20 protein-coding genes are annotated in these 16,211 nt (G+C 57.9%); 15 read left to right on the forward strand and 5 right to left on the reverse strand.

Annotation, left to right across the window (positions count from 1 at the left end; all coding sequences use genetic code 11):
* Window positions 1-4 precede the first annotated feature (4 nt).
* Both J2Y86_RS28530 and J2Y86_RS28535 read right to left on the reverse strand, forming a co-directional pair.
* Window positions 5-295, reverse strand: a complete 291-nt coding sequence (locus J2Y86_RS28530; RefSeq protein WP_253439381.1) for a DUF1654 domain-containing protein — start codon at window positions 293-295, stop codon at window positions 5-7.
* Window positions 296-452: 157 nt separating this feature from the next.
* The gene (locus J2Y86_RS28535) at window positions 453-1,541 is read right to left on the reverse strand and encodes an asparaginase (protein WP_253439383.1); all 1,089 of its coding nucleotides are present in this window, start codon (window positions 1,539-1,541) and stop codon (window positions 453-455) included.
* A gap of 352 nt (window positions 1,542-1,893) precedes the next feature.
* On the opposite strand from J2Y86_RS28535, the gene J2Y86_RS28540 reads away from it, so the two are divergent.
* From J2Y86_RS28540 to J2Y86_RS28575, 8 genes are all read left to right on the forward strand, one after another.
* Window positions 1,894-2,343, forward strand: coding sequence for a hypothetical protein (locus J2Y86_RS28540; protein ID WP_253439385.1), 450 nt, complete (start codon window positions 1,894-1,896; stop codon window positions 2,341-2,343).
* A gap of 185 nt (window positions 2,344-2,528) precedes the next feature.
* A complete protein-coding gene (locus tag J2Y86_RS28545; RefSeq protein WP_008028234.1) occupies window positions 2,529-3,482 on the forward strand; it encodes a sugar ABC transporter substrate-binding protein in 954 nt (317 codons plus the stop codon).
* A gap of 56 nt (window positions 3,483-3,538) precedes the next feature.
* Entirely contained in the window at window positions 3,539-5,092 is a 1,554-nt protein-coding gene (locus J2Y86_RS28550) for a sugar ABC transporter ATP-binding protein (protein ID WP_253439387.1), read from the forward strand.
* Window positions 5,089-6,066, forward strand: a complete 978-nt coding sequence (locus J2Y86_RS28555; protein WP_008028232.1) for an ABC transporter permease — start codon at window positions 5,089-5,091, stop codon at window positions 6,064-6,066. Before J2Y86_RS28550 ends, J2Y86_RS28555 begins: the two co-directional genes overlap by 4 nt.
* 3 nt (window positions 6,067-6,069) lie before the next feature.
* Window positions 6,070-7,089, forward strand: coding sequence for a LacI family DNA-binding transcriptional regulator (locus J2Y86_RS28560; RefSeq protein ID WP_253439388.1), 1,020 nt, complete (start codon window positions 6,070-6,072; stop codon window positions 7,087-7,089).
* Between the two features lie 58 nt (window positions 7,090-7,147).
* The gene (rbsK, locus tag J2Y86_RS28565; protein ID WP_253439390.1) at window positions 7,148-8,065 is read left to right on the forward strand and encodes a ribokinase; all 918 of its coding nucleotides are present in this window, start codon (window positions 7,148-7,150) and stop codon (window positions 8,063-8,065) included.
* Window positions 8,062-8,466: a D-ribose pyranase gene (rbsD, locus tag J2Y86_RS28570; protein WP_253439392.1), complete on the forward strand. Its 405-nt coding sequence runs from the start codon at window positions 8,062-8,064 to the stop codon at window positions 8,464-8,466. The genes rbsK and rbsD overlap by 4 nt, the downstream gene beginning before the upstream one ends.
* Before the next feature lie 43 nt (window positions 8,467-8,509).
* Window positions 8,510-9,538 carry a nucleoside hydrolase gene (locus J2Y86_RS28575; RefSeq protein ID WP_253439394.1) on the forward strand — a complete coding sequence of 343 codons (1,029 nt, stop codon included), beginning with the start codon at window positions 8,510-8,512 and terminating at the stop codon, window positions 9,536-9,538.
* Window positions 9,539-9,571: 33 nt separating this feature from the next.
* Here J2Y86_RS28575 and J2Y86_RS28580 read toward each other — a convergent pair whose 3' ends face one another.
* Window positions 9,572-9,784, reverse strand: coding sequence for a hypothetical protein (locus J2Y86_RS28580; RefSeq protein ID WP_033061806.1), 213 nt, complete (start codon window positions 9,782-9,784; stop codon window positions 9,572-9,574).
* 132 nt (window positions 9,785-9,916) lie between these two features.
* Here J2Y86_RS28580 and J2Y86_RS28585 point away from each other — a divergent pair, with 132 nt between their 5' ends.
* Window positions 9,917-10,222, forward strand: coding sequence for a hypothetical protein (locus J2Y86_RS28585; protein WP_214382142.1), 306 nt, complete (start codon window positions 9,917-9,919; stop codon window positions 10,220-10,222).
* Between the two features lie 165 nt (window positions 10,223-10,387).
* Window positions 10,388-10,708, forward strand: a complete 321-nt coding sequence (locus tag J2Y86_RS28590; RefSeq protein ID WP_253439396.1) for an I78 family peptidase inhibitor — start codon at window positions 10,388-10,390, stop codon at window positions 10,706-10,708.
* A gap of 72 nt (window positions 10,709-10,780) precedes the next feature.
* Here J2Y86_RS28590 and J2Y86_RS28595 read toward each other — a convergent pair whose 3' ends face one another.
* Window positions 10,781-10,993 carry a cold-shock protein gene (locus J2Y86_RS28595; RefSeq protein WP_003179963.1) on the reverse strand — a complete coding sequence of 71 codons (213 nt, stop codon included), beginning with the start codon at window positions 10,991-10,993 and terminating at the stop codon, window positions 10,781-10,783.
* Window positions 10,994-11,285: 292 nt separating this feature from the next.
* On the reverse strand, window positions 11,286-11,588 hold the full coding sequence (locus tag J2Y86_RS28600; RefSeq protein WP_253439398.1) for a hypothetical protein: 303 nt from the start codon (window positions 11,586-11,588) through the stop codon (window positions 11,286-11,288).
* A gap of 373 nt (window positions 11,589-11,961) precedes the next feature.
* Here J2Y86_RS28600 and thrS point away from each other — a divergent pair, with 373 nt between their 5' ends.
* The 5 genes from thrS to pheS all read left to right on the forward strand — a co-directional run bounded on the left by thrS (window position 11,962) and on the right by pheS (window position 16,201).
* Window positions 11,962-13,884 (forward strand): threonine--tRNA ligase, encoded by a 1,923-nt coding sequence (gene thrS, locus J2Y86_RS28605; RefSeq protein WP_253439400.1) that lies wholly within the window; start codon window positions 11,962-11,964, stop codon window positions 13,882-13,884.
* Entirely contained in the window at window positions 13,884-14,435 is a 552-nt protein-coding gene (infC, locus tag J2Y86_RS28610; RefSeq protein WP_172435341.1) for a translation initiation factor IF-3, read from the forward strand. Before thrS ends, infC begins: the two co-directional genes overlap by 1 nt.
* 60 nt (window positions 14,436-14,495) lie before the next feature.
* Window positions 14,496-14,690: a 50S ribosomal protein L35 gene (rpmI, locus tag J2Y86_RS28615; protein WP_002553160.1), complete on the forward strand. Its 195-nt coding sequence runs from the start codon at window positions 14,496-14,498 to the stop codon at window positions 14,688-14,690.
* A gap of 28 nt (window positions 14,691-14,718) precedes the next feature.
* Window positions 14,719-15,075 (forward strand): 50S ribosomal protein L20, encoded by a 357-nt coding sequence (rplT, locus tag J2Y86_RS28620; protein WP_007905879.1) that lies wholly within the window; start codon window positions 14,719-14,721, stop codon window positions 15,073-15,075.
* A 109-nt stretch (window positions 15,076-15,184) separates the two neighbouring features.
* Window positions 15,185-16,201 carry a phenylalanine--tRNA ligase subunit alpha gene (gene pheS / locus J2Y86_RS28625; protein WP_253439402.1) on the forward strand — a complete coding sequence of 339 codons (1,017 nt, stop codon included), beginning with the start codon at window positions 15,185-15,187 and terminating at the stop codon, window positions 16,199-16,201.
* Window positions 16,202-16,211: the final 10 nt, after the last annotated feature.

A 16,211-nucleotide genomic window follows, 5' to 3' on the forward strand; every position in this document is an offset into this window, starting at 1 on the left:
TGACTCAGTCTTCCTTCGGCACAACCCAGAAAATCTGCACGCCGCCATCGTCGCGGTAGGCGAGGGTGACGTTGTCGTTCTCATCGATTTCTTCGAGCAATTGTTCCCACTCATCCACAGGTTCGTCGGGAAGACGAAAGATCAGCGCAGCTTTGGCTTTCTGGGCGGTGGGGGAATTGATGATTTTTTGAACGCGCATGCCCATGCGTTGATAGGCGTCGGGAGAGGCAGAGGTGGTGGCCACGGAATTATCCTTATTAAGCTGTACGTGCATACAGTATTTAACTGTAGGCATTTTCGCAACTGCTTAAAATTCAAGAAAATCCTCTGACAGCAGTTTTTTCCGTTTGGTGTAGGAAGAGGGGAATTTTTTTATCAGAGAAGAGAGCTCTCGCCGGGGATGGCGAGTGGTAACAGCGGTGCCCGACCGGAACCGGTCGGGCGAGGGCGAATCAGTATTCCCAGAACATCCGCTGCAGCTCTTTGCTGTCATTGGTCTTGGTCAGCGCGACCATGGCCAGGATGCGAGCCTTTTGCGGATTCAGGTCATGCGCAACGACCCAGTCGTATTTTTCGTCAGGCTGTTCCGCGTTACGCAGTACGAAACCACCGGCGTTGACGTGGGAAGAGCGGATGATTTGCACACCATCCTTGCGCAGGGCCTGCAGGGTTGGAACCACCCGTGAAGACACCGAACCATTGCCGGTACCGGCGTGGATGATGGCTTTGGCGCCGGATTGAGCCAGCGCTTTGTAGGCTGTATCACTCACGTTACCGTAGGAATAGGCGATTTCGACGTCGGGCAGGCTCTTGATGTTCTTAATGTCGAATTCCGAATCCATGGTGTGGCGCTTGGCTGGCAGGCGGAACCAGTAGGATTTGCCTTCGACCACCATGCCGAGGGGACCCCAGGCACTTTTAAACGCCTCGGTCTTGATGTTGATCATCTTGCTGACGTCGCGACCGGACTGGATTTCATCGTTCATGGTCACCAGCACGCCTTTGCCCCGAGCGTCTTTGCTACTGGCTACGGCCACGGCGTTGTACAGGTTCAGCATGCCGTCGGCGGACATCGCGGTGCCCGGGCGCATCGAACCGACGACGATGATCGGCTTGTCGGTTTTTTCGACCAGGTTCAGGAAGTAGGCGGTCTCTTCCAGGGTGTCGGTGCCGTGGGTGATGACGATGCCATCGACGTCTTTGCTGTCGGCCAGTTCGGCCACGCGACGGCCCAGTTGCAGCAGGTTGTCGTTGGTGATGCTTTCTGACGCAATTTGCATGACCTGTTCGCCGCGAACGTTGGCCAGTTGGCTCAGTTCCGGAACCCCGGCGATCAATTGTTCAATGCCGACTTTCGCCGCTTGATAGGTCGCGCTGTTGGCGGCGCTGGCGCCTGCGCCGGCAATCGTGCCGCCGGTGGCGAGGATCACCACGTTCGCCAGTTTTTGTTGGGTTTCGGCTTCTTTTGCCTGAAGGGCTGTTGGAAGGAGCAGCAGAAGGGCCAAAGCGCCCGGAACGAAAGTCTTGAAAGCAGATGTCATTATTTTTCTCTCTAGTAGTGAGACGGTGCTGATGCAGGTTCATCTAGATGCGCCCCAGGCTGATCTGTACGCCTGGGGTGGAGGAGAGGGAGCAGGATCTGTACCAGTCATATTCAGAATTGAAAAAATGCCTTTAACTTCATGATTTGTATCAATTATGTGGTTTTTATCAACGTGACTTTAAACAGCTTGTTGTCCGGATTTCCGAATATGTTTGGCATTTGCGTTCGGCTCTCCGAAAAGGGCTACGGCTCCTGTCGAACAAGTCGTCTTGCCAGACGGCAAATCGGTACTAAAGAAAATCAATTGCAGGTCGATGCCCTTCAAAGGATCTTTTTCTCCAGGAGTTCACATGTCATTTTCGGTTGGCTTTCCCAATGCAGGCGCAATCACCATTGGTGGCAAGTCCACGGCGACGATCAACGCTTTGAGCGAGTCGACTTCCGAAGCGTCGGCACTGGCGTTGGGTACTGAGGACGCGGCTGACGAAACCAAGGTCCGCACCGGTGGCGGGGCCCCGGCCGAAGCCAAAGCCGAAAGCGGCGGCGACCAGAGCATCGCAGTAAAAATGTTGCTCAAACGCATGCAGGAACTGCAGCAGCAACTGCGCGAGCAACAGCAGCAATTGGCGGCAGCCCAGGCTGCGTCTTATCCGACACCGGAAGCCAAGGCTGCGGTGGTCATGTCGATTCAGGGGCAAGTCGCCGACACCAACGGCGCGCTGCTGGAAGTTACCGGCAATCTGGTCAAGGAACTGGCCAAGGGGTCCAACGCAGGTGGTATTGTCAGCACCACGGCGTAAAGAGACACTCGCTGCAAGCACAAAAACGGTTTTTTCGGTCGTTGACAAATGACGACAGGGTTCGCATAGTTCGGTCTACGCAAACGTTTGCGCGGCTCCGCCGATGGCTTGTCCCTCGGCGAATGCGGTGAAGCTTATGCCAGCGCAAGCGTTGCTCAGAATAATCATAAGATCGGAGTGAACCCATGAAGCTGCCATTCGCTGGACGTCTTCTCGCTGTCGCTATGCTGGCTGCCGCATCCGCCGCGTTGCCTGTCTCCTCGGCCTTCGCCGACACTGAAAAACCCAAAGTCGCACTGGTCATGAAATCCCTGGCCAACGAATTCTTCCTGACCATGGAAGACGGCGCCAAGGCGTACCAGAAAGACCACTCGGCCGATTTCGACCTGATCTCCAACGGCATCAAGGACGAAACGGACACGGCAGGCCAGACACGCATCGTCGAGCAAATGATTCTGGCCAAGGTCAATGCGCTGGTCATCGCCCCCGCTGACTCGAAGGCCATGGTCCCGGTGATCAAGAAAGCCATCGACGCCGGCATCACCGTGGTCAACATCGATAACCAGCTGGATCCAGCGGTCGTCAAAAGTAAAAATATCAATGTTCCGTTCGTAGGTCCCGACAACCGCAAGGGTGCGCGACTGGTCGGTGAATACCTGGCCAAACAACTGAAGGCCGGTGACGAAGTCGGCATCATCGAAGGTGTGTCCACCACCACTAACGCCCAGGCCCGCACTGCAGGTTTCAAGGATGCGATGGAAGCGGCGCAGATCAAGGTCGTGTCCCTCCAATCCGGCGATTGGGAAATCGACAAAGGCAACAAGGTCGCCGCATCGATCCTCAGCGAATACCCGCAAGTCAAAGCCCTGCTGGCCGGCAACGACAGCATGGCCGTCGGCGCCGTGTCTGCCGTGCGTGCCGCAGGCAAGGCCGGCAAGGTGCAAGTGGTCGGCTACGACAACATCAATGCCATCAAGCCAATGCTCAAGGATGGCCGTGTCCTGGCCACCGCTGACCAGTTTGCTGCCCGCCAGGCCGTGTTCGGTATCGAGACGGCGCTGAAAATCGTCAAGGGCGAGAAGGTCGACAGCGGCACCAACGGTGTCATCGAAACTCCGGTAGAGCTGGTAACCAAGTAGTTCTTCTGGCGACACAACGGTGCTCGTCCGTCCGGGCGAGCACATGGAGAGTTTTTATGTCAGTTTCCGCTCCGAACGCTGTCCTCTCGGTCAGCGGTATCGGCAAGACCTATGCGCAACCTGTCCTGACCGGCATCGACCTGACGCTGATGCGCGGTGAAGTGCTGGCGCTGACCGGCGAGAATGGCGCCGGTAAAAGCACGCTGTCGAAGATCATTGGCGGGCTGGTCACGCCGACCACCGGCCAGATGCAATTCCAGGGTCAGGATTACCGCCCCGGCAGCCGCACCCAGGCTGAAGACCTGGGCATTCGCATGGTCATGCAAGAACTCAATCTGCTGCCGACGCTGTCAGTGGCGGAAAACCTGTTTCTCGATAACCTGCCCAGCAACGGCGGCTGGATCAGCCGCAAGCAATTGCGCAAGGCCGCGCTTGAAGCCATGGCTCAGGTCGGGCTCGACGCGATCGATCCGGACACCCTGGTCGGCGAGCTGGGTATCGGTCACCAGCAAATGGTCGAGATCGCCCGTAACCTGATCGGCGATTGCCACGTGCTGATCCTCGACGAACCGACCGCGATGCTGACGGCCCGTGAAGTCGAGATGCTGTTCGAGCAGATCACCCGTCTGCAGGCTCGCGGCGTGTCGATCATCTATATCTCGCACCGCCTCGAAGAGCTGGCGCGTGTCGCTCAACGCATTGCGGTGTTGCGCGACGGCAACCTGGTCTGCGTCGAGCCGATGGCCAATTACAACAGCGAGCAACTGGTCACCCTGATGGTCGGCCGTGAACTCGGTGAACACATCGACATGGGCCCGCGCAAGATCGGCGCTCCGGCGTTGACGGTCACGGGGCTGACCCGCTCGGACAAGGTGCGCGACGTGTCCTTCGAAGTGCGCGCCGGCGAGATCTTCGGGGTTTCCGGTTTGATCGGGGCAGGGCGCACCGAGTTGCTGCGCCTGATCTTCGGCGCCGACACGGCGGACAGCGGCACGGTTGCGCTGGGGTCGCCGGCAAAAGTCGTCAGTATTCGTTCACCGGCTGACGCGGTCGGTCACGGCATTGCCCTGATCACCGAAGACCGCAAGGGCGAGGGATTGCTGCTGACGCAATCGATCAGCGCGAATATTGCCTTGGGCAATATGCCGGAGATTTCCAGCGGTGGCTTCGTCAATAACGGCGACGAGATGTCCCTGGCCCAGCGCCAGATCGACGCCATGCACATCCGCAGCTCCAGCCCGACGCAATTGGTCTCGGAGCTGTCCGGCGGCAACCAGCAGAAGGTCGTGATCGGCCGTTGGCTGGAGCGCGATTGTTCGGTGTTGCTGTTCGACGAGCCGACTCGCGGCATCGACGTCGGCGCCAAATTCGACATCTATGCACTGCTCGGTGAACTGACCCGTCAGGGCAAGGCGCTGGTGGTGGTGTCCAGCGACCTGCGCGAACTGATGCTGATCTGTGACCGCATCGGCGTGCTGTCGGCGGGGCGTCTGATCGAGACGTTCGAGCGCGACAGCTGGACCCAGGATGACTTGCTTGCCGCCGCTTTTGCCGGCTACCAGAAACGTGATGCGTTGCTCAATGAAGCAGCGCCTAGGGATCCCCAATGAAAACTGCAACGTCTGCCGGTAAACGTAGTGGCAATTTTTACGGCCTCGGCACCTATCTGGGCCTGGCCGGTGCCTTGCTGGCGATGGTCGCGCTGTTCTCGGTCCTGAGCAGCCATTTCCTGTCCTATGACACCTTCAGCACCCTGGCCAACCAGATTCCGGACTTGATGGTGCTCGCGGTCGGCATGACATTCGTGTTGATCATCGGCGGCATCGACCTGTCGGTGGGCTCGGTGCTGGCACTCGCGGCGTCGACGGTCAGCGTGGCGATTCTCGGCTGGGGCTGGAGCGTACTTCCGGCAGCGTTGCTCGGCATGGCGGCGGCAGCGCTGGCCGGGACCATCACCGGTTCGATCACCGTGGCCTGGCGGATTCCGTCGTTCATCGTGTCCCTCGGCGTGCTGGAAATGGCACGCGGTGTGGCGTATCAGATGACCGGTTCGCGCACGGCCTACATCGGTGATGCCTTTGCCTGGCTGTCCAACCCGATCGCCTTCGGCATCTCGCCTTCGTTCATCATTGCCTTGCTGATTATCTTCATTGCCCAGGCGGTGTTGACCCGCACGGTGTTCGGGCGTTACCTGATCGGCATCGGCACCAACGAAGAGGCGGTACGTCTGGCAGGGATCAATCCAAAGCCCTACAAGATCCTGGTGTTCAGTCTGATGGGGCTGCTGGCCGGTATCGCCGCGCTGTTCCAGATTTCGCGCCTGGAAGCGGCGGACCCGAATGCCGGGTCCGGCCTGGAGCTGCAAGTGATTGCTGCCGTGGTGATCGGCGGCACCAGTCTGATGGGCGGGCGCGGTTCGGTCATCAGCACCTTCTTCGGGGTCCTGATCATTTCCGTGCTGGCGGCTGGTCTGGCGCAGATCGGCGCAACCGAGCCGACCAAGCGCATCATCACCGGCGCGGTCATCGTGGTGGCGGTGGTGCTTGATACCTATCGCAGTCAGCGCGCAAGCCGGCGGACCTGAGTCATGGCAACAATCAAGGATGTGGCAGCGCTTGCGGGAATTTCCTACACCACGGTTTCCCACGTGGTGAACAAGACCCGGCCGGTCAGTGAAGAGGTACGGGTCAAGGTCGAAGCCGCGATTAAAACTCTCGACTACGTGCCCAGCGCCGTGGCTCGTTCATTGAAGGCCAAGACCACGGCGACCATTGGCTTGCTGGTGCCCAACAGTCTCAACCCGTACTTCGCCGAACTGGCGCGGGGCATCGAGGATTACTGCGAGAGAAATGGCTATTGCGTGATTCTCTGCAACTCCGACGACAACCCGGAAAAGCAACGCAGTTACCTGCGCGTGTTGCTGGAAAAGCGCATTGACGGGCTGATCGTGGCATCGGCCGGCGGTGATGCGGGTCTGGCAGAAGGTCTGGCAGGTGTGCGCACGCCGATGGTCATCGTCGACCGCGGGCTGGAAGGCGTGAATGCCGACCTGGTGCGCATCGATCACGAGTACGGTGCCTATCTGGCGACCCGCCACCTTTTGGAACTGGGGCATCGGGACATCGCCACCATTGGCGGGCCGGCCAGTACCAGCGTGGCGCAGATGCGTCTGGCGGGTTATTGCCGCGCCTTGAAAGAGGCGGGCGTCGAAGTGCCACGCGAACGCATGCTGGAAAGCGATTTCACCAGCACCGGTGGTTACAGCGCCGCCGCAATCCTGTTGGAGAAGAACCCGCCCAGCGCGATTTTTGCCGGCAACGACATGATCGGCATCGGCGTGTTGCGAGCGGCCGCCGAGCGCAATATTCGTGTGCCGAGCGAGCTGTCGGTAATCGGTTTCGACGATATCCAGATGAGCCGTTATGTCTATCCGGCGCTGACCACCGTGGGCCAGTCGATCCTGCAGCTCGGCGAGATGGCGGCCGGCGTGCTGTTGCGCAGGATCGCCACACCGGACATGGCCACCGATCAACGGATCGTGACGCCCAGTATTGTCCTGCGGGAATCGACCGCGCCGCTGGCCGGTGTGTTTGATCACTTCCGTTGAAAATCGAAAGCCGATAAACCAAAAGCACCACTGAAATAGAAATGATGAGTAGCAATGTATGCCAGCAAAAGTAGTGGTGATAGGCAGCCTGAATATGGATCTGGTGACTCGCGCGTCGCGGTTGCCCCGTGGCGGTGAAACGCTGATCGGCGAATCGTTTGCCACAGTATCCGGCGGCAAGGGCGCCAATCAGGCGGTGGCTGCGGCGCGACTGGGGGCGCAGGTGTCGATGGTCGGTTGCGTGGGCAGCGACGCCTATGGCGTGGAACTGCGCGAGGCATTGTTGGCCGACCGCATCGATTGCCAGGCAGTCAGCATCGTCGACGGTGCCAGCGGCGTGGCGTTGATCGTGGTGGATGACAACAGCCAGAACGCAATCGTCATCGTCGCCGGTGCCAATGGGGCGCTGACACCCGAAGTGATCGATCGCTTTGACGCGGTACTGCAGGCGGCAGATGTGATCATCTGTCAGTTGGAAGTGCCGGATGCCACGGTCGGACATGCGCTCAAGCGCGGTCGAGCACTGGGCAAAACCGTGATTCTCAACCCGGCGCCAGCCAGTCGTCCGTTGCCGGCAGATTGGTACGCCGCCATCGATTACCTGATCCCGAACGAAAGCGAAGCCACGGCGCTGAGCGGTTTGCCGGTGGATTCCCTGGCAACTGCCGAAACCGCGGCGACCCGGCTGATTGCCATGGGCGCGGGTAAAGTCATCATCACCCTGGGCGCCCAGGGCTCACTGTTTGCCAATGGCAAAAGCTTCGAGCATTTTCCGGCGCCGAAGGTAAAAGCGGTCGATACCACGGCGGCTGGCGACACCTTTGTCGGTGGTTTCGCCGCCGCGCTGGCGGCCGGCGAAAACGAGGGTGAAGCGATTCGTTTCGGTCAGGTGGCTGCCGCACTGTCGGTGACCCGTGCAGGCGCGCAACCCTCGATTCCTGATTTGTCCGATGTACAGGCCTTTAAAACCCCATGAAGAAGACACCACTGCTCAACGTCGCGCTGTCGCGACTGATTGCTTCCCTGGGCCACGGCGACATGGTCGTGATTGGCGACGCCGGTCTGCCGGTGCCGCCGGGCGTCGAACTGATCGATCTGGCGCTGACTCACGGTATTCCGGATTTCATCAGCACGTTGAATGTCGTGCTCAGCGAAATGCAGGTCGAAAGCCACGTGTTGGCCCGGGAGATCCTGGACAAGCAACCGTCGGCGCTGGTCACGCTGGACGAACTGAATACCGAAGGCGCACTGGGGCAGCGTGAGCTGCTCAGTCATGATCAATTCAAGGTTTTGAGCCGACAGGCGCGGGCGATTGTTCGTACAGGCGAATGCCAGCCGTACTGCAACATCGTGCTGGTGGCCGGGGTCACGTTCTGATTCGCCATTGTCTCTCTGTTTTCCCACGCACAAGGAGTGCGCTATGCACCGCTATGCTCAGAAACTGCACCACCTGCTCCGGAGTCTGCTGCTTTTGTCCTTGATAACCGCAACAAGCGCCCAGGCGGCGGAAAAGATCGACCTGATCATCGACACCGACCCAGGTGCCGATGACGTGGTGGCCTTGCTGTTTGCCCTGGCATCGCCGGAAGAATTGAACATCCGCGCGCTGACCACCGTCGCGGGTAACGTTCGCCTGGACAAGACGTCGCGTAATGCGCGGTTGGCCCGCGAATGGGCAGGGCGCGAAGACGTGCCGGTGTATGCCGGTGCGCCGAAACCGCTGATGCGCACGCCGATCTATGCCGAGAACATTCATGGCAAGGAAGGTCTGTCGGGCGTCGCCGTGCATGAGCCGAAGAAAGGCCTGGCCAAGGGTAATGCAGTCAATTACCTGATCGATACCTTGAAAGCCGCCAAGCCCCACAGCATCACCATTGCCATGCTCGGTCCGCAGACCAACCTGGCCCTGGCGCTGATCCAGGAACCTGACATCGTCCAGGGCATCAAGGAAGTGGTGATCATGGGTGGTGCGCACTTCAATGGCGGCAACATCACCCCTGTGGCTGAATTCAACCTGTTCGCTGACCCGCAGGCGGCGGAAGTGGTGCTGAAAAGTGGCGTCAAACTGACGTATCTGCCGCTGGACGTGACCCACAAGGTTCTCACCAGCGAAGCGCGCCTGAAGCAGATCGCCGCGCTGAACAACAACGCCAGCAAGCTGGTGAGCGATATTCTCAACGAATACGTCAAAGGCGACATGGAGCACTACGGTCTTCCGGGAGGCCCGGTGCATGACGCGACGGTCATTGCCTACCTGCTCAAGCCCGAGCTGTTCACTGGCCGCTCGGTCAATGTGGTGGTTGATAGCCGCGAGGGCCCGACATTCGGTCAAACCATCGTCGACTGGTATGACGGCCTGAAAGCGCCGAAGAACGCTTTCTGGGTTGAAAGCGGCGACGCCCAGGGTTTCTTCGACCTGCTGACCCAGCGTCTGGCACGCCTGAAGTAAGATTCACGCCCGCAGGTGCCAGCCTGCGGGATTTCACTCCCTTTCGTTGTATTCGGCGCCCTTGTAGTCGGCCGGGTACTTCTCGAACACCTGCGCGATGAAGGATTGCGCCGCTTCAGTCCCCAGCTCCTTGACCAATAGATCGATACCAATGATTGCCAACTCTTCCGGGCTGCCCGGGCTGTAGGAGCTATGACCTTGCGGCCATTTGGCTTTGATGTCGGCGTCGATGCTTACGGTGGTCATGATGGCGCTCGTGAATTCGGGAAAGTCTGAGTGTGAGTTAACCATTTTGCCGGACGTTTGGCACTCCGACTTAGGCATGAGGGGAGGGCTATGCGACACTTGGTCTTTGATGGATTTTTCAAGGACAGCGCTGTGCAGATCGATTTGAACACCCCTGACGGCTTGACCCTTGAAGCGGTGCGCCAGTTGCTGGCCAGTGCCAGCGATGATGAGCACACTCAGTTGCGGGTCACTAAGGGCGGCATCGCTTACATTTCATCGGGCGTCGTGGGCGGCACCGACATCGGTGGTCTGCTGTTTCGTCTGGAGACATGGGCCAAGGGGTCTGGATATGTAGGATTGGTCGCGGCCAGTGACGAGGTCTGGGTCATGCAGATCTTCAATGCGCTTAAAGAAAATTGGCCGACACCACCGTTCGACTACATCGACATTTATTGAGTGCTGTTCATATTCAGTCACGATTGAGGGATGAACGGCCGGGAATGCTCAGGCAAACTCGCCGATTGTGCGGATCGAGGGTAGGGTGAAAGCGCTGCCTGTGAAACCAAATGCCAGATTGGCGGTCGCACGATCTCAGCTTAACTATTGAAAAAAGGAGGCTTCATGCCTTGGAAGCTCGCGTCATTGGGTACTTTGTTGGCCGCTAGCCTGCTGGCAGGTTGCAGCAGTACGTCCACCGAGTCGGCAACAGACCCTGTCACGACGACTGATACCGGTCACAGCCGCTGCGAAGCAAAGGCTGCCGAATTCACCATTGGCAAAAAGGCTTCGCCTGAACTGCTGGAGCAGGCGCGCGTTCGCGCTGGCGCGCAGAATGCCCGTATCCTCAAGCCGAACGATATGGTGACCCTGGAGTACCGTTCCGATCGCCTGAACCTGAACACCGATGACAAGCTGGTGATCACGCGCGTCAACTGCGGCTGAGGCCGCCAGGCTTTTGCTTCACCCATAAAAAACCCCGTCACATGGACGGGGTTTTTTTAGTGCGCCTGGAAATTACTCTGGGCGAACTTGAGCAGCTTGCATACCCTTTTGGCCTTTCTCAGCCACGAAGGAAACGGTCTGGCCTTCTTTCAGGCTTTTGAAACCGTCGCTTTCGATAGCTTTGAAGTGTACGAACAGGTCGTCACCGCCACCTTGAGGAGTGATGAAGCCGAAGCCTTTTTCATCGTTGAACCATTTAACGGTGCCGGTTTGGCGATTAGACATGGTGTATCTCCAAGAAACATATATTTTCAGTAGTACTGTGCTGCTCAGGCCAACTGGGCACACCGGGGTATCATAGTCGAAATGTTCGCTTTGGGAGCCCCCCGGACGTGCTGTTTGCCTTGCAGTCACGCTTTCTTTGTTGCTTGATGTGGCTGAAAGCCCCGTTTTAAAAGGCTTTCAGCCGAAAGTAAAGACGATAAAAAAAGCTGTAAAACCTGCATAAATTGTACGAAAAACAGCTTTTCGGGGGCTTTTCATCGGCTGTCGGGGCCTTCAAAGCGTCCTTTCGGGCTTATTTTTTCGCTTTGGGATCGGCTTTGCAGGACGCGATTTGGGTCAGTGCTTTTTGTTTCAGGGCGTCGCTGGCCTTGTTGTCCATCAATGCCTGAATGTCGCTGGCCGGGTACGACTTGATCGCATCGGCGCCGCAAGCGCAGTGGGATTTTGCCGCCGCTGCGCCAATCTGCGGAGTCGCGGCCTGGGTGCATTGAGCCATGTATTTCTCGCGCTCGCCCTTCGGCCAATCGGCATGGGCGGCCAGCGGCAGCAGCAGGACGATGGGGGCGACTACTGCGAACAAACGATTCAGACGCATGCTGGGATGCTCCTTGTGGGTCAATGTCTTGTTATCTGAGGGGTAAAACCGGGTTCAAGTTCATCACTCTGGCATAAAAACACCTGATTTGCCCTCGCGGAAAACCCGGCACGGCGACGACCGTTCATCTGTGCTAGCATGCCCCGCTCGGGTATTTGCAAGCTCCGGATGACCTTCAGTCCCGGCGGCGGCAGATGTTCGAATAACCCTGATTTGAATCCCAGTCACTCTGGTTCGGTTTTCCGGTTGGCCGCAAGGCTCCTGCCGCTGTAAGGCAGGCGTTCGTCATTGAATGGCCTGGACCGGATCTTGTACTGGCTCATCCCAACCCACGTGACCTTTGGTAGGGGTCACCACTAGGAGAGGAGGCGCCATGCCAACTATTACTCTTCCCGACGGCAGTCAACGTTCATTCGATCACCCGGTTTCCGTAGCCGAGGTCGCCGCATCCATTGGTGCAGGTCTGGCCAAGGCCACCGTGGCCGGCAAGGTCGATGGCAAGCTGGTCGACGCCAGTGACATCATCAGCGCCGACGCTACGCTGCAAATCATCACGCCAAAGGATGAAGAGGGGCTGGAGATCATTCGCCACTCTTGCGCCCACCTGGTTGGCCACGCGGTCAAGCAGCTGTACCCTACCGCCAAAATGGTCATCGGTCCGGTCATTGACGAAGGCTTCTATTACGACATCGCCTTCGAGCGTCCTTTTACTCCGGACGACCTGGCCGCCATCGAACAGCGCATGCAGCAGCTGATCGAAAAAGATTACGACGTGATCAAGAAAGTCACTCCGCGCGCGGAAGTGATAGAAGTGTTCAAGGCTCGCGGCGAAGACTACAAGCTGCGCCTGGTCGAGGACATGCCGAACGAGCAGGCCATGGGCCTGTACTATCACGAAGAATACGTCGACATGTGCCGCGGTCCGCACGTGCCGAACACGCGTTTCCTGAAATCCTTCAAGCTGACCAAGTTGTCCGGCGCCTACTGGCGCGGCGATGCCAAGAACGAGCAATTGCAGCGCGTCTACGGCACCGCATGGGCTGACAAAAAGCAGCTGGCGGCTTACATCCAGCGCATCGAAGAAGCTGAAAAGCGCGATCACCGCAAGATCGGCAAGCGCCTGGGCCTGTTCCACACCCAGGAAGAGTCGCCGGGCATGGTGTTCTGGCACCCGAACGGCTGGACGTTGTACCAGGTGCTCGAGCAGTACATGCGCAAGGTTCAGCGTGACCACGGCTACCTGGAGATCAAGACTCCACAAGTCGTTGACCGAAGCCTGTGGGAGAAATCCGGGCACTGGGCCAACTACGCCGACAACATGTTCACCACTCAGTCGGAAAACCGCGACTACGCCATCAAGCCGATGAACTGCCCTTGCCACGTGCAAGTGTTCAATCAGGGCCTGAAAAGCTACCGCGAGTTGCCGATGCGCCTGGCGGAATTCGGTGCCTGCCACCGTAACGAGCCATCGGGTGCGCTGCACGGCATCATGCGTGTGCGTGCGTTCACTCAGGATGACGCCCACATCTTCTGCACCGAAGAGCAGATGCAGGCCGAATCCGCTGCATTCATCAAGCTGACCATGGACGTCTACGCCGACTTCGGCTTCAAAGACGTCGAGATGAAGCTGTCCACTCGTCCGGAAAAACGCGTCGGTTCCGACGAGCTGTGGGATCGCGCCGAAGCTGCATTGGCTGCAGCCCTTGACAGCGCTGGCCTGCCGTACGATCTGCAGCCGGGCGAGGGTGCGTTCTACGGTCCGAAGATCGAGTTCTCGCTGAAAGATTGCCTCGGTCGCGTCTGGCAGTGTGGTACCCTGCAGCTCGATTTTAACCTGCCTGTCCGTCTGGGAGCCGAATACGTCTCCGAAGACAACAGTCGCAAGCACCCGGTTATGTTGCACCGGGCGATCCTCGGATCCTTCGAACGTTTCGTCGGCATCCTGATCGAGCACTACGAGGGTGCATTCCCTGCGTGGCTGGCTCCGACCCAGGCAGTGATCATGAACATCACTGACAAACAGGCCGATTTTGCCGCCGAGGTTGAAAAAACTCTCAACGAAAGCGGATTTCGTGCCAAGTCTGACTTGAGAAATGAAAAGATCGGCTTTAAAATCCGCGAGCATACTTTGCTCAAGGTTCCCTATCTCTTGGTTATCGGAGATCGGGAAGTCGAGATGCAGACTGTCGCTGTGCGTACTCGTGAAGGTGCTGACCAGGGCTCGATGCCCGTCGCCCAGTTCGCTGAGTTTCTCGCGCAAGCGGTTTCCCGGCGTGGTCGCCCAGATTCGGAGTAATTATTATTAAGCGTGAAATGAGACAAGATAAACGAGCTGCACCGAAAGCCCCGATCAACGAGAATATCTCGGCACGCGAGGTTCGGTTAATTGGGGCTGAAGGTGAACAGCTTGGGATTGTGTCAATTGAAGACGCGCTTCTTAAGGCTGAAGAGGCCAAGCTGGATTTGGTGGAGATTTCCGCCGATGCAGTACCCCCTGTTTGCAAACTGATGGACTACGGCAAATCGATCTTCGAAAAGAAGAAGCAGATTGCCGCGGCCAAGAAAAACCAGAAGCAGATTCAGGTTAAAGAAATCAAGTTTCGTCCAGGGACGGAGGAAGGGGATTACCAGGTAAAACTGCGCAACCTGGTACGTTTCCTGAGTGATGGGGACAGGGCCAAGGTATCCTTGCGATTCCGCGGCCGTGAGATGGCCCACCAGGAGCTGGGGATGGAACTCCTCAAGCGAGTTGAAGGTGACTTGCTCGAGTACGGTTCGGTCGAACAGCATCCTAAGATGGAAGGACGCCAGCTGATCATGGTCATCGCCCCGAAAAAGAAGAAGTAATCATCAGGGCACGGCAGGCCTTCTGATTATGTTTATCAACTGAATGCGGAGTATCCGAACATGCCAAAAATGAAAACGAAAAGTGGTGCTGCTAAGCGGTTTCTGAAAACTGCTAACGGTATCAAGCACAAGCACGCTTTCAAGAGCCACATCCTGACTAAAATGTCGACCAAGCGTAAGCGTCAACTGCGCGGTAGCAGCTTGCTGCATCCGTCTGACGTGGCAAAAGTCGAGCGCATGCTGCGCCTTCGTTAATTTTAGTCAAGAATAGAGGAAGTAACTCATGGCTCGTGTAAAGCGTGGCGTCATTGCCCGTAAACGTCACAAAAAAATTCTGAAACTTGCTAAAGGCTACTACGGCGCTCGCTCGCGCGTATTCCGTGTTGCCAAGCAAGCGGTAATCAAGGCAGGCCAATACGCCTACCGTGACCGTCGTCAGAAAAAACGTCAGTTCCGCGCTCTGTGGATCGCTCGTATCAACGCTGGTGCACGTATCAACGGTCTGTCCTACAGCCGTTTCATCGCCGGCCTGAAAAAAGCGTCCATCGAGATCGACCGTAAGGTTCTGGCTGATCTGGCAGTGAACGAAAAAGCGGCGTTTGCTGCGATTGTCGAGAAAGCTAAAGCCACCTTGGCTTAAGTACCCCCGACAGTCACCCGGCCTCACCTCTGTGGGGCCAGGTGTTAAACGTCATAAATAGGGGAAGAGCCTTCAAGCTCTTCCCCTATTTTGTATCTGGAGTCTGTACATGGAAAACCTGGATGCGCTCGTCTCTCAAGCACTAGAGGCTGTGCAAAGCGCTGAAGATATCAATGCCCTGGAGCAAATCCGGGTTCACTACCTTGGCAAAAAGGGTGAATTGACTCAGGTGATGAAGACCCTGGGGAATTTGCCGGCAGAAGAGCGTCCGCAAGTCGGCGCCCTGATCAACGTTGCCAAGGAGAGTGTCACAGAGGTTCTCAATGCCCGCAAGGCACTGTTTGAAGAGGCCGACCTGGCCGCCAAACTGTCTGCCGAGTCCATTGACGTGACCCTGCCTGGCCGTGGCCAGACCTCGGGTGGTTTGCATCCGGTTACTCGTACGCTGGAACGTATCGAACAGTTCTTCACCCACATCGGCTACGGCATCTCCGAAGGCCCTGAGGTCGAAGACGATTACCACAACTTCGAAGCGCTCAACATCCCAGGCCATCACCCGGCCCGGTCGATGCATGACACCTTCTATTTCAATGCCAACATGTTGCTGCGCACCCATACCTCGCCGGTACAGGTCCGCACCATGGAATCGAAACAGCCGCCGATCCGCATCGTCTGCCCAGGCCGTGTGTACCGTAGCGACTCCGATATCACCCACTCGCCGATGTTCCACCAGGTCGAAGGCCTGCTGGTCGACCGCGATATCAACTTCGCCGACCTGAAAGGCACCATCGAAGAGTTCCTGCGCGTGTTCTTCGAAAAAGAACTGGCCGTGCGGTTCCGTCCTTCGTACTTCCCGTTCACCGAGCCATCCGCTGAAGTCGACATGGAATGTGTGATGTGCAGCGGCAAGGGCTGCCGTGTCTGCAAACAGACTGGCTGGCTGGAAGTCATGGGCTGCGGCATGGTTCACCCGAACGTGCTGCGCATGTCCGGGATCGACCCGGAAGAGTTTTCGGGCTTTGCCTTCGGCATGGGCGTTGAGCGTCTGGCCATGCTGCGTTACGGCGTGAACGACTTGCGTCTGTTCTTCGACAACGACTTGCGGTTCCTCGCGCAATTTCGCTAGTCGTAACGAA

It is taken from the genome of Pseudomonas migulae, from assembly GCF_024169315.1.
Lineage (GTDB): Bacteria > Pseudomonadota > Gammaproteobacteria > Pseudomonadales > Pseudomonadaceae > Aquipseudomonas > Aquipseudomonas migulae_B.

What these genes read in the sequence shown, in the direction of transcription:
- pheS (WP_253439402.1), top strand. Translation starts at nt 15,185, where the DNA reads ATGGAAAACCTGGATGCGCTCGTCTCTCAAGCACTAGAGGCTGTGCAA.
- J2Y86_RS28555 (WP_008028232.1), top strand. Translation starts at nt 5,089, where the DNA reads ATGAAAACTGCAACGTCTGCCGGTAAACGTAGTGGCAATTTTTACGGC.
- J2Y86_RS28590 (WP_253439396.1), top strand. Translation starts at nt 10,388, where the DNA reads ATGCCTTGGAAGCTCGCGTCATTGGGTACTTTGTTGGCCGCTAGCCTG.
- J2Y86_RS28540 (WP_253439385.1), top strand. Translation starts at nt 1,894, where the DNA reads ATGTCATTTTCGGTTGGCTTTCCCAATGCAGGCGCAATCACCATTGGT.
- J2Y86_RS28530 (WP_253439381.1), bottom strand. Translation starts at nt 295, where the DNA reads ATGCCTACAGTTAAATACTGTATGCACGTACAGCTTAATAAGGATAAT.
- J2Y86_RS28600 (WP_253439398.1), bottom strand. Translation starts at nt 11,588, where the DNA reads ATGCGTCTGAATCGTTTGTTCGCAGTAGTCGCCCCCATCGTCCTGCTG.
- rbsD (WP_253439392.1), top strand. Translation starts at nt 8,062, where the DNA reads ATGAAGAAGACACCACTGCTCAACGTCGCGCTGTCGCGACTGATTGCT.
- thrS (WP_253439400.1), top strand. Translation starts at nt 11,962, where the DNA reads ATGCCAACTATTACTCTTCCCGACGGCAGTCAACGTTCATTCGATCAC.
- rplT (WP_007905879.1), top strand. Translation starts at nt 14,719, where the DNA reads ATGGCTCGTGTAAAGCGTGGCGTCATTGCCCGTAAACGTCACAAAAAA.
- J2Y86_RS28550 (WP_253439387.1), top strand. Translation starts at nt 3,539, where the DNA reads ATGTCAGTTTCCGCTCCGAACGCTGTCCTCTCGGTCAGCGGTATCGGC.
- rpmI (WP_002553160.1), top strand. Translation starts at nt 14,496, where the DNA reads ATGCCAAAAATGAAAACGAAAAGTGGTGCTGCTAAGCGGTTTCTGAAA.
- J2Y86_RS28535 (WP_253439383.1), bottom strand. Translation starts at nt 1,541, where the DNA reads ATGACATCTGCTTTCAAGACTTTCGTTCCGGGCGCTTTGGCCCTTCTG.
- J2Y86_RS28560 (WP_253439388.1), top strand. Translation starts at nt 6,070, where the DNA reads ATGGCAACAATCAAGGATGTGGCAGCGCTTGCGGGAATTTCCTACACC.
- J2Y86_RS28580 (WP_033061806.1), bottom strand. Translation starts at nt 9,784, where the DNA reads ATGACCACCGTAAGCATCGACGCCGACATCAAAGCCAAATGGCCGCAA.
- J2Y86_RS28575 (WP_253439394.1), top strand. Translation starts at nt 8,510, where the DNA reads ATGCACCGCTATGCTCAGAAACTGCACCACCTGCTCCGGAGTCTGCTG.
- rbsK (WP_253439390.1), top strand. Translation starts at nt 7,148, where the DNA reads ATGCCAGCAAAAGTAGTGGTGATAGGCAGCCTGAATATGGATCTGGTG.
- J2Y86_RS28545 (WP_008028234.1), top strand. Translation starts at nt 2,529, where the DNA reads ATGAAGCTGCCATTCGCTGGACGTCTTCTCGCTGTCGCTATGCTGGCT.
- J2Y86_RS28595 (WP_003179963.1), bottom strand. Translation starts at nt 10,993, where the DNA reads ATGTCTAATCGCCAAACCGGCACCGTTAAATGGTTCAACGATGAAAAA.